General features: G+C 71.0%; 10 protein-coding genes. 6 read left to right on the plus strand and 4 right to left on the minus strand.

What is annotated here, in order from left to right:
- Positions 1-43: 43 nt before the first annotated feature.
- Entirely contained in the window at positions 44-1,081 is a 1,038-nt protein-coding gene (locus IEX89_RS08635; RefSeq protein ID WP_188911724.1) for a Glu/Leu/Phe/Val dehydrogenase dimerization domain-containing protein, read from the minus strand.
- Positions 1,082-1,291: 210 nt separating this feature from the next.
- On the opposite strand from IEX89_RS08635, the gene metZ reads away from it, so the two are divergent.
- Positions 1,292-2,497, plus strand: coding sequence for an O-succinylhomoserine sulfhydrylase (gene metZ / locus IEX89_RS08640; protein ID WP_188911726.1), 1,206 nt, complete (start codon positions 1,292-1,294; stop codon positions 2,495-2,497).
- Between the two features lie 15 nt (positions 2,498-2,512).
- Here the strand turns inward: metZ and IEX89_RS08645 are convergent, their stop codons facing one another.
- Complete coding sequence (locus IEX89_RS08645; RefSeq protein ID WP_188911728.1) at positions 2,513-3,859, minus strand: replication-associated recombination protein A; 1,347 nt, start codon at positions 3,857-3,859, stop codon at positions 2,513-2,515.
- Positions 3,860-3,955: 96 nt separating this feature from the next.
- On the minus strand, positions 3,956-4,558 hold the full coding sequence (locus IEX89_RS08650; protein WP_188911730.1) for an SH3 domain-containing protein: 603 nt from the start codon (positions 4,556-4,558) through the stop codon (positions 3,956-3,958).
- Between the two features lie 544 nt (positions 4,559-5,102).
- Between IEX89_RS08650 and yidD the strand changes: the two genes are divergently transcribed.
- The 4 genes from yidD to IEX89_RS08670 all read left to right on the plus strand — a co-directional run bounded on the left by yidD (position 5,103) and on the right by IEX89_RS08670 (position 9,354).
- A complete protein-coding gene (yidD, locus tag IEX89_RS08655) occupies positions 5,103-5,513 on the plus strand; it encodes a membrane protein insertion efficiency factor YidD (RefSeq protein WP_188911732.1) in 411 nt (136 codons plus the stop codon).
- 64 nt (positions 5,514-5,577) lie between these two features.
- Entirely contained in the window at positions 5,578-7,608 is a 2,031-nt protein-coding gene (gene thrS / locus IEX89_RS08660) for a threonine--tRNA ligase (RefSeq protein WP_188911734.1), read from the plus strand.
- A 426-nt stretch (positions 7,609-8,034) separates the two neighbouring features.
- A complete protein-coding gene (locus IEX89_RS08665) occupies positions 8,035-8,619 on the plus strand; it encodes a PAS domain-containing protein (RefSeq protein WP_188911735.1) in 585 nt (194 codons plus the stop codon).
- Positions 8,620-8,727: 108 nt separating this feature from the next.
- Positions 8,728-9,354, plus strand: a complete 627-nt coding sequence (locus IEX89_RS08670) for a PilZ domain-containing protein (RefSeq protein WP_244645205.1) — start codon at positions 8,728-8,730, stop codon at positions 9,352-9,354.
- A 338-nt stretch (positions 9,355-9,692) separates the two neighbouring features.
- Here the strand turns inward: IEX89_RS08670 and IEX89_RS08675 are convergent, their stop codons facing one another.
- Positions 9,693-10,421: a cytochrome c biogenesis CcdA family protein gene (locus tag IEX89_RS08675; protein ID WP_188911737.1), complete on the minus strand. Its 729-nt coding sequence runs from the start codon at positions 10,419-10,421 to the stop codon at positions 9,693-9,695.
- Positions 10,422-10,550: 129 nt separating this feature from the next.
- On the opposite strand from IEX89_RS08675, the gene IEX89_RS08680 reads away from it, so the two are divergent.
- Entirely contained in the window at positions 10,551-11,561 is a 1,011-nt protein-coding gene (locus IEX89_RS08680) for a P1 family peptidase (protein WP_188911739.1), read from the plus strand.
- Positions 11,562-11,591 lie beyond the last annotated feature (30 nt).

Raw genomic sequence — 11,591 nt, forward strand, 5'->3', positions numbered from 1 at the left:
GTCTCGCTCGCACGCGGGTGCAACGGTCGTCGCGCGAAAGCGTTCAGGCGAGCCGTGCGCGCGCGAAGGCTTCCGCGACGCCGTTCGGCGAGACCCCGCGATCGCGCGCCTCGACGAGGATCGCCTCGATGTTGTCGACCATGCGGGCGAGCCGCTCATCCAGCCAGCGTTCGTCCGTGCGGCCTTCGATCTCGCGGGCGACGTTGATGATGCCCCCGGCATTCAAGGCGAAATCCGGCACGTAGAGGATGCCGCGGGCGTGCAGCGCATCCGCGTGCTCGGGCCGAGCGAGCTGGTTGTTGGCCGCGCCCGCGACGATGCGGGCCTTCAGCCGCGGGATGCTCACGTCGTCGAGGACGCCGCCGAGGGCGCAAGGCGCGAACACGTCCGCCTCCGTCGCGACGATGGCATCGGGCGCGACCGCGCGTGCGTCGAAGACGCGCTCGGCGTCGGCGATGCGCGCCGGGTCGATGTCGCTCACGACGAGGCGGGCCCCCGCCGCGTGCAGCAGCGCGCACAGATGACGCCCCACGTGCCCGAGGCCCTGCACCGCCACGGTGCGCCCGGCGAGATCGTCCGAGCCGGTGGCGACCTTCATCGCCCGACGCACGCCCTCGAACACGCCGCGCGCGGTGACCGGCGAGGGATCGCCGGACGCATGCGCGCCGCTGGACAGGCCGGCGACGTGCGCCGTCGTCTCGCGCACGATCTCCATGTCCTCGACCGAGACGCCCACGTCCTCCGCCGTGACGTAGCGCCCGCCCAGCGTCTCCACCGCGCGGCCGAAGGCCCGCAACAGCTCCGGCGTCTTCTGCGTGCGCGGATCGGCGATGATCACCGCCTTGCCGCCGCCGAGATCGAGGCCCGCCACCGCGTTCTTGTAGGTCATGCCGCGCGAGAGCCGCAGCGCGTCGGCGATCGCCTCCTCCTCGCTCGCGTACGGCCACATCCGGCAGCCGCCGGCGGCGGGGCCGAGGCGGGTGGAATGGATGGCGACGATGGCCTCGAGGCCGCTCGCGGCGTCGTGCGCGAACAGGATGCGCTCGTGGTCGTCGAAGTCTGGATGGGCGAACAGGGTCACGCGGGGCTCCTCCCGTCAGTTCAAACCGCGGGGACCGTGCTCCCGTTCCGACGCACGCACAAGCTTCATCGCGCACGCCGATACCCGCGCCAGCTCGGGGGTGCGACGCTCCGTTACCTGCCGCGGCGAGGGCTCGGGCCCGAAAAACCTTGCGCGGGCGAGCAGCCTCGGGCAAAACCCGTTCGTTATACAGAACGGACCGATCGTCAGATGACCGAGACAACCCGCCCGCTCCATCCCGACACACTCGCCGTCCATACGGCGGCGCATCGCTCCCCCTACGGCGAGACGTCGGAGGCCCTGTTCCTCACGCAGGGCTTCGTCTACCCGGACATGGAGACGGCCGAGGCGCGGTTCAAAGACAAGAGCGGCGCCGGGTTCGTCTATTCGCGCTTCGGCAACCCCACCGTCGCCATGTTCGAGCAGCGCATCGCCGCGCTCGAAGGCGCCGAGGCGGCGCGCGCCACCGCCACCGGCATGGCCGCCGTAGCGGCCGCGCTGATGGGCCCGCTGAAGGCGGGCGACCACGTCGTGGCGGCCTCGGTGCTGTTCGGCTCGTGTCGATTCATCCTGGCCGAGATCCTGCCGAAGTTCGGCATAACCACCACCTTCGTCGACGCGACCGACCCGCAGGCCTGGCGCGCGGCGATGCGCCCGGAGACGGCGCTCCTCTTCCTGGAGAGCCCGGCCAACCCGACGATGGACCTCGTCGACATCGCGGCCATCGCCGAGATCGCGCATGCGGGCGGGGCGCTCCTCGTCGTCGACAACGCGCTCGGCATCCCCACCGTCTCGAACCCCCTCGCGCTCGGCGCGGACGTCGTGACCTATTCCGCGACGAAGCACATCGACGGCCAGGGCCGCTGCCTCGGCGGCGTGGTGCTGGCGAGCAAAGCCTTCATCGAGGAGAAGATCCAGCCCTGGCTGCGCCATACGGGCCCGGCGCTCTCGCCGTTCAACGCCTGGGTGATGCTCAAGAGCCTCGAGACGCTGACGCTGCGCGTCGAGCGCCAGGCGCGTAACGCGCTCGCCATGGCGCAAGCGCTGGAAGGTGCGCCGGGCATCGTGCGCGTGCGCTATCCCGGCCTGCCGTCGGGCCCGGACTACGACCTGTGCCGACGCCAGATGACCTGCGGGGGCACCGTGCTCGCCATCGACGTCGCCGGCGGCAAGGCGGGCGCCTTCGCCTTCGGCCGCGCGCTGCGGGTGATGAAGATCTCCAACAATTTCGGCGACGCGAAGAGCCTCGTCACCCACCCCGCCACCACGACCCACGAGCGCTTCACGCCCGACGAGCGTGCCGCCATGGGCATCGGCGACGGCATGCTGCGGATCTCCGCGGGCCTCGAGCACGCGGAAGACCTCGTGGCCGACGTCCTCGGGGCTGCCGAGGCGGCGGCGACCGAGATCGGGTGAGATCGAACTGCGCGCCTACCGCCGCTCGCGCCGCAGCTTCTCCCACCAGTCGAGGCGCTTGCCGATCTCGCGCTCGAAGCCGCGGTCCACGGGCTCGTAGAAGCGCTGGCGGCCGAGCGCCTCGGGCCAGTAATCCTGGCCCGAGAAGGCGTCGGGCGCGTCGTGATCGTAGGCGTATCCGGCCCCGTAGCCCTCGTTCTTCATGAGCTTGGTGGGCGCGTTGAGGATCGTCTTGGGCGGCATCAGCGAGCCGTGCTCCTTCGCCGCGCGCGTCGCCGCCTTGTAAGCCACGTAGACCGCGTTCGATTTCGGCGCGGTGGCGAGGTAGACAGTCGCCTGCGCGAGCGCGAGCTCGCCCTCCGGCGAGCCGAGGAAGTCGAAGGCGTCCTTGGCGGCGTTCGCCACGACGAGGGCCTGCGGGTCGGCGAGGCCGATGTCCTCCACCGCCATGCGCACGAGGCGGCGCGCGATGAACAGCCGGTCCTCGCCGGCATCCAGCATGCGTGCGAGATAATAGAGCGCCGCGTCCGGATCGGAGCCCCGCACCGTCTTGTGGAGCGCGCTGATGAGGTTGTAGTGCCCCTCCTGCCCCTTGTCGTAGAGCGGCGCGCGGCGCTGCACGATCTCGACCAGCGCCTTCGCGTCGAAGGTCTCGCCCTCCCGCGCCGAGCGCCAGACCTCCTCGGCGAGGGTGAGCGCGGCACGTCCGTCCCCGTCCGCCATGCGCGCGAGGGCCGCGCGGGCGTCCGCGTCGAGCGGCAGCGGGCGCTCCTGCGCGTCCTCGGCGCGGGCGAGGAGACGCTCGAGCGCCGCCTCGTCGAGGGAGCGGAAGGTGAGGACGCGGGCGCGCGACAGGAGCGCGGCGTTGAGCTCGAAGCTCGGGTTCTCCGTCGTCGCGCCCACGAGCGTGATCGTGCCGTCTTCCATCACTGGCAGGAAGGCGTCGAGCTGGGCGCGGTTGAAGCGGTGGATCTCGTCGACGAAGAGCAGCGTGCCGCGCCCCATGGCGCGGCGCTGGCGGGCGGCCTCGAAGACCTTCTTCAGATCGGCGACGCCCGAGAAGATGGCCGAGATCTGCACGAAGTCGAGCTTCGTCTCGCCCGCGAGCAGGCGCGCCACCGTGGTCTTGCCGGTCCCCGGCGGCCCCCAGAACACGAGCGAGCCGAGCGAGCCCGATGCGATCAGCCGCGTCAGCGCCCCGTCGGGCCCGACGAGATGCTCCTGCCCGACGACGTCGGCGAGGACGCGCGGGCGCAGGCGATCGGCGAGCGGACGTGCGGGGGCCTGCTCGGACACGGCATCGGGCCGCGCGGCGGGCGGCTCGCCGCTCGGGAGACCTGCGGAGGCGAAGAGGTCGGACATGGCGCGCACCATACAGCGCGCCGCGGGCGCATGCGAGAGGCCCCACGCCGTCGCCGACGCGGGGCCTCCGGTGGATCTCGGCGCGAAGCGCAGGCGTCAGTCGCGGCGCACGACGACCGAGCCGTCCGGGCGGCGGATGCGCACGGTGTCGAACTCGCCATCGCCGTCGCGATCGCGGCGCACCACCACGGAGCCGTCCGGGCGCACCTGGCGGATCGTGTCGACGTAGCCGTCGCCGTCGCGATCGCGACGCGTCACCGGCCCGCGATCGGGATGGACCCGGCGGCGACGCTCGTAGCGATCGTCGTAGCGCGGCCCGATGCCGAACTCGAAGGAGAAGCCGGGGCGCTCGACCTGGTAGTCGTAACCCGGCGCCGAGAGAACCGGCGGGCGGTCGTCGTAGTAGCGGCCCTGGACGCCGCGGCGCGGCGCGTCGGCGAGATAGCGGGCGCTCGCCCAGCCCTCGCGGCCGCGATAATGCACGCGGCACCAGCTGCCGCGGCAGCCCTCGACGTCGACGACGGCGCCGCCGGGCAGCACGGAGACGACGCCGTAGCCCGTGCCCGGGCCGGCGCGCATGTTGAGGTCGGTGGCGACCTGCGCCGGATACGCCCACGCGGCCGCGCTCATCAGGCAGGCGGCGGAGGCGAGGCCGAGGCGGCCGAGAAAGGTCTTCGAAGGAAAGCTCTTGGCGGGCATGGTTCTGTCCTCGTCGTCACGTGCGCCGTCGTCGAAACGCGATCGAGCGAATTCGAAAGCGACGCACTCTCCGGTCGTCCTTCATCGGAAACCGGCTCGATCGTGGGAGGTTTCATGCCAGCCCCGCGCTGAACCGGGCCTGAATGCTGCGTTCAGGGTGACGTCCTTTACGCGCGCGGCCGCGAACGGCCTGCATATCTCCCGGTGGACGGACGCGCTCTCGCGCGCCCTGAGGCTGGCCATGCGTGTTCTGGGTCCCGGGTCCGCGTTCGCGGCCCGGGATGACAGGGGTGAGCCCGAGCAAAAAACTGTCATCCCGGGCGCCGAACGGCGACCCGGGACCCAGAGCCACAGGTTGTCGATATAGCGTGCGCAGTAGCGCGCGCGGCCACGTAACGCCTGCGTCGCCCTCCAGCGAACGGACTCGCTCGCGCTCTCCCTGAACATACTTCACATGCTCTGAATTCCAGGTCCGCATGCGCGGTTCGGGATGACGACGAACCCCCCGTTTGCACGCGCGCCTCCCCTCCCCCATCTTCCCCGCATGGCGGACGAGCGATCCCGGACCTCCCTCGACACCCTCTTCGACGCCGCGAAGGACGCCGCGCGGCGGGCGCCGCGCGTGGCCGCGCGCGGCGCGATCCGGGGGTATCAGCTGACGCTCTCGGGGCTGCTCGGTGCGAATTGCCGCCACCTGCCCTCCTGCTCGGGCTACGTCGCGGAGGCCATCGAGCGCTACGGCTTGTGGGCCGGCGGCTGGATGGGGCTCGCGCGGATCTGCCGGTGCGGGCCGTTCGGGACGCACGGCATCGACAACGTGCCCGACACCTTGCCCGCGCAGGGCCGGTGGTATAGGCCGTGGGCCTTCGGCCGCTGGCGGGGCGTCAACGGACCCGTTTCCGACGCCCCGACCGGCGAGGGCGCGCCCGACGACGGCGGCGCGACCCGCGGCTGAGCACCGACGACGCCGTCATCCCCGCTTACCTGCCTCGTACGCAGGAGTGAGCAAGGAGCCCACGATGATCACCCTGACCTTTCCCGACGGCGCGCAGCGCGAGTTCCCCGACGCGGTCACCGGCCGCGCGGTGGCGGAGGCCATCGCCAAGTCGCTCGCCAAGAAGGCCGTCGCCATGACGCTCGACGGCGAGCTGCGCGATCTCGCCGACGAGATCCGCGCGGACGCCCGCATCGAGTTCGTCACGCGCGAGGACCCGCGCGCCCTCGAGCTGATCCGCCACGATTGCGCGCACGTGCTCGCCGAGGCGGTGCAGAGCCTCTTTCCGGGCACGCAGGTGACGATCGGGCCGGTGATCGACAACGGCTTCTACTACGACTTCGCCCGCGAGGAGCCCTTCACCCCCGAGGACTTCGCCGCGATCGAGGCGAAGATGCGCGAGCTGATCAAGGCCGACCGGCCCTTCACCAAGGAGGTCTGGTCGCGCGACCGCGCGAGGGAAGTCTTCGCCGCCAAGGGCGAGGCCTTCAAGGTCGAGCTCGTCGAGGCGATCCCCGCCGACCAGGACCTGAAGATCTACTACCAGGGCGACTGGTTCGACCTCTGCCGCGGCCCGCACATGCCCTCCACCGGGCGGATCGGCGACGCCTTCAAGCTGATGAAGGTGGCCGGCGCATATTGGCGCGGCGACGCGAACAACCCGATGCTGACGCGCATCTACGGCACCGCCTGGGCCTCGAAGGAGGACCTCGAGCACTACCTCAAGCAGCTCGAGGAGGCGGAGAAGCGCGACCATCGCCGGCTCGGGCGCGAGATGGACCTCTTCCACTTCCAGGAGGAGGGCCCCGGCGTCGTGTTCTGGCACGCCAAGGGCTGGAGCATGTTCCAGGGCCTCGTCTCCTACATGCGCCGTCGCCTGGCGGACGCCTACGACGAGGTCAATGCCCCGCAGGTGCTCGATGCGTCGCTGTGGGAGACGTCCGGACATTGGGGCTGGTATCGCGAGAACATGTTCGCGGTGCAGTCCGCCGGCGAGGACGCCGAGGACAAGCGCTGGTTCGCGTTGAAGCCGATGAACTGCCCGGGCCACGTGCAGATCTTCAAGCACGGGCTGAAATCCTACCGCGACCTGCCGCTGCGGCTCGCCGAGTTCGGGACCGTGCATCGCTACGAGCCGTCGGGTGCCATGCACGGGCTGATGCGCGTGCGCGGCTTCACCCAGGACGACGCGCACGTCTTCTGCACGGAGGAGCAGCTCGCCGAGGAGTGCCTGAAGATCAACGACCTCATCCTCTCGACCTACGCCGATTTCGGCTTCGAGGAAATCGTCGTCAAGCTCTCCACCCGCCCCGAGAAGCGGGTGGGCTCGGACGCCTCATGGGATCACGCCGAGGCGGTGATGGCGCGCGTGCTCGCCGACATCGAGAAGAAGGCCGGCGGGCGCGTGAAGACCGCGATCAACCCGGGCGAAGGCGCGTTCTACGGGCCGAAGTTCGAGTACGTCCTGCGCGACGCGATCGGGCGCGACTGGCAGTGCGGCACGACGCAGGTGGACTTCAACCTGCCGGAGCGCTTCGGCGCCTTCTACGTCGACGCCGACGGCACGAAGAAGATGCCCGTCATGGTCCACCGCGCCATCTGCGGCTCGATGGAGCGCTTCCTCGGCATCCTCATCGAGCATTTCGCGGGCCATTTCCCGCTCTGGATCGCGCCGACGCAGGCGGTGGTGTGCACCATCACCTCGGAGGCCGACGGCTATGCCGAGGAGGTGGCCAGGGCGGCCAAGCGCGCCGGCCTGAAGGTCGAGGCGGATACGCGCAACGAGAAGATCAACTACAAGGTGCGCGAGCACTCGCACGCCAAGATCCCGGTGATCCTCGTCGTCGGCAAGCGCGAGGCGGCGGAGCGTACGGTCAACATCCGCAGGCTCGGCTCTCAGGAGCAGGTCTCGATGCCACTCGACGAGGCCCTCGCGGCGCTCGCCGCCGAGGCGGTGCCGCCGGACGTCAAGCGCGCCAACGCGGCTCATCGCGAGGACTGGGTGGCGAGCGAAGGCGTCCAGCTCGACGGGCAGCACGACCACGCGATGCGGTGAGGCGGAGCTTCGCGGCTCGTCGTCAGAACGAAATCGGGGGAGGGCTCGTCGCCCTCCCCCGTTTCGTTTCGAGGCTCGAAACGCCGGTTCTTCGTCCCGGCTGCGAGCGTGGCCCGCATATGCGCTCTTGGCGGCGCAAGTCCCGTCCCGACCTCCCCGTCGAAGCGAAAGTCCAGAAGCCCGTGAAACATGCCCGCCGGCCGGCGGCGCGGCAAGGGTAAGCTTCCGTTAAGGTTAACCGAACCTTTCAGCGTGCGCCGCGGTCGCGGGGCATGGCCTTCGCGTTGCGACTCGTCGATGAAGGACGGGCGCGGGCCACGCGTCGCGGAACGCACCGCATCGCCCCGTTGCGAGACGGTTCGTGCGCACGAGCGGTTCGGGATGAATCGGCCGGCGCGCGCGGACGATAGTGTTGGAGAGCTCTGCATGAAGCACCCGGCGACACGGATGCTGTTCTCGTACTGGGACGCTCTGCGCGGCGAGCGCGCGGCCCCGGAGCGTGGGGAGATCGAGCCCGGCGAGATCCGCCACGTCCTGGCGGACGCCTTCGTGCTCGAGCTCGACGAGGACCGCGACGCCCGCTTCCGCCTCGCCGGCACCCGCATGTGCGCCCTCTTCGGCCGCGAGCTGCGCGACACCCGCCTCGTCGACCTCTGGCCCGAGCGCGCCCGCCACGACGTGCGCCGCAACCTCGACATCGTCGTAGACGAGACGGCGGGGATCGTCAGCGGCATCGTCGGCGCGACCGGCGAGGGTGAGACCGTCGACCTCGAGCTCCTCGTCCTGCCGCTGCGCCATCGCGGGCGCCCGAACGCCCGCGCCCTCGGCTGCCTTTCGGCGCGCATCGTCCCGACCTGGATCGGCTTTCATTCGGTGACGACGCTCACCACCGTGTCCATGCGGGTCGTGTGGCCTTCGGGCCGGCCGCTGGACGTGGTGCAGCCGCCCCTCGACGCCATCGAGCGGCGCCGTCGCTTCGTGGTCCACGACGGCGGCCGCGCTCACGGCTGAAACCGCACGTCAGCGTTCTCGTGCGTCGCGCATCCGTGGAAAGCGAGCCTTAACCAAACGGGTCTACGGTCCCTCGCGCACAGCTGAAGCACGAGGACACACGTCGCGATGACCGGCTCGCCCATGATGCTGCAGAGGGAAGCGGCCCAGCCGCTGCGCCGCTCCGATCGGCGCCTGCACGCACGCGTCAAGGTCATCCTGCTGGGCCGCTACATGCTGCAGAACCGGCAGGAATATCCCTGCCAGACGGTGGACTTCTCCCCCGGCGGCGTCGCGCTGGTGGCGCCCGTGCGCGGGCTCATCGGCGAGCGCGTCGTGTGCTACTTCGAGCATATCGGCCGGGTGGAGGGCGTCATCGCGCGCCACACCGACAAGGGCTTCGCCATCTCCATCACGGCGACGGCGCGCAAGCGCGACAAGCTCGCCTCGCAGCTGACCTGGCTCGCCAACCGCCACGAGCTGGGCCTGCCCGAGGATCGCCGGCACGAGCGCATCACCCCGACCAACAAGCACGTCGTGCTCAAGCTCGACGAGGGGATCGTCCTCGAGGCGAGCCTCATCGACGTCTCGATCTCGGGCGCCGGCATCGCCATGGACAAGCGCCCCGCCATCGGCGCGGGCCTGCTCGTCGGCTCCACCCCCGCCCGCGTGGTGCGCCACTTCCAGAACGGGATCGCGGTGGAATTCCTGCTGCCGATCTCGCCGGACAAGTTCGACGAGAACATCATTCTCTGACGGAGAGAATCGGTCGCCGACGGTCAGCCGGTCGTGCGCACGCGGCCACGTCCGTGGCCACGGCGCGACTCCTCGCTGATTCCGTGCCACATATACCCGCCGACATCGCTCCATGCACGCTTGACGGAGACCTGGTCCATCCGCTCCGCGAGCGGCGTCCGATCGGGGAGGAACATGGATGCGGGCCCGGCTAGGCCCTGGAGGACCCCTCGCCAGAACGCGGATCGTCCGTTCTGCCCGGTCATGCCGTCCTCCCTCGTTCGCGCCGCCGGCGGGATGCGCGACTGCATGTTGAGCATGAAAGCCCAAAGGCGGTCAACGTTCCGCAAACGACGCCCTCACCCCAGCGTCGCCAGCCCCGGGAAGGTCTCCAGCAGCCAGAACGAGGCCGTCTGGATGCCGCCCGTGAGGAAGGCGATGCCGGTGAGCACGAGCAGCACGCCCATGCCCTTCTCGACGTAGGCGAAGCGCGACTTCATCCGCTTGAGGAAGGCGACGAAGGGCTTCATGGCGAAGGCGGCGAGGATGAAGGGGATGCCGAGCCCAGCCGAGTACACCGCCAGCAGGAAGGCGCCGCGCCCCACGCTCGCCTCCGATCCCGCCACCGCCAGGATGGCGGCGAGGATCGGGCCGATGCACGGCGTCCAGCCGAAGGCGAAGGCGAGCCCCATCACGTAGGCGCCGCCGTAGCCCGCGGAGGATCCGCCCTGGAAGCGCGCCTCGCGGTAGAGCAGCGCGATGCGGAAGACGCCGAGGAAGTGCAGCCCCATCACGATGATGACGACGCCCGCCAGCGTCGCGAACACGTCCATGTATTGCCGCACCAGCTGCCCGAACAGGGATGCCGTCGCGCCGAGCGCCGTGAACACCGTCGCGAAGCCCGCCACGAAGACGAGCGCGGTCAGCAGCGCCTTGCGCCGCACCGCCCAATCGTCCTCGCGCTGCATCTCCTCCACGGAGACGCCCGCCAGATAGGACAGGTAGGGCGGCACCAGCGGCAGCACGCAGGGCGAGAGGAAGCTGATGAGGCCCCCGAGCAGGGCGGCGTAGAGCGAGACGTCGGTCATGGCCATCGTGTAGCAAGGGAAGCGGCTTGCGGGAAAGCGCGCCGCACCCGCTCTCGCGGGCTCGTGATGGCGCGTGATACAGCATGGCGATCGAACGCGCGTTGCGCGAGATCATGCGAGAGGTATCCGATGTCGCGGAGGCGCAATCTCATCACCGACGTGGCCGGGATCACCGTGGGCAACGCCCACGACGAACGCCTCGCCTCCGGCGTCACCGTGGCCCTGTTCGACCGCGCGACGGTCGCCTCCGTCGCGACGCTGGGCGGCGCGCCCGGCAACCGCGACACCGCCTGCCTCGAGCCCGACGCCACGGTGGAGGGCGTCGACGCCATCGTCCTCTCCGGCGGCTCCGGCTTCGGGCTCGACGCGGCGGGCGGCGCGCAGGCCTGGCTGCGGGCCCGCGGCCGGGGCTTCGCCATCGGCCCGGCGCTCGTTCCGATCGTGCCGCAGGCGATCGTGTTCGACCTCCTCAACGGCGGCGACAAGGATTGGGGCCTCTATCCGCCCTATCGCGAGCTCGGCCACGCCGCCTGCGAGGCGGCCGGCGCCGACTTCGCGCTGGGCACCGCCGGCGGCGGCTACGGCGCGACGACGGTGGACCTGAAGGGCGGGCTCGGCTCCGCCTCCGCCGTCACGTCGTCGGGCCACACGGTCGGCGCGCTCGTCATCGTCAACGCCATCGGCTCGGTGATCGTGGGCGAGGGCCCGCATTTCTGGGCCGCGCCCTGGGAGGTCGACGACGAATACGGCGGGCTCGGCCTGCCCGCGGACGTCGCCGCGCGCGGCCGGCGTCTCGCCTGGAAGGGCGGCCCGCCGCCCTCCACCACCATCGCCCTCGTCGCCACCGACGCGACGCTGACGAAGCCGCAGGCGCGCCGCGTCGCCGTGCAGGCGAACGACGGCCTCGCGCGCGCCTTGCGAATCACCCACGCCCCGTTCGACGGCGACACCGTCTTCTGCGCCGCCACCGGCCGTCGCCCGCTCGGTGCGATGCCCGCGGCGGATCTCACCGAGATCGGCTGCGTCGCCGCCGACGTGCTGGCGCGGGCGGTGGCGCGGGGCGTCTACGAGGCGACAGCCCTGCCCTTCCCGGAGACGCCGCCGGCCTGGCGCGATCGCTTCGCGGGGCGCGTCGCCTGACGCCCTTTTCGGCGGGCGCGACTCCGCCCA

The organism is Salinarimonas ramus (genome assembly GCF_014645695.1).
GTDB lineage: Bacteria > Pseudomonadota > Alphaproteobacteria > Rhizobiales > Beijerinckiaceae > Salinarimonas > Salinarimonas ramus.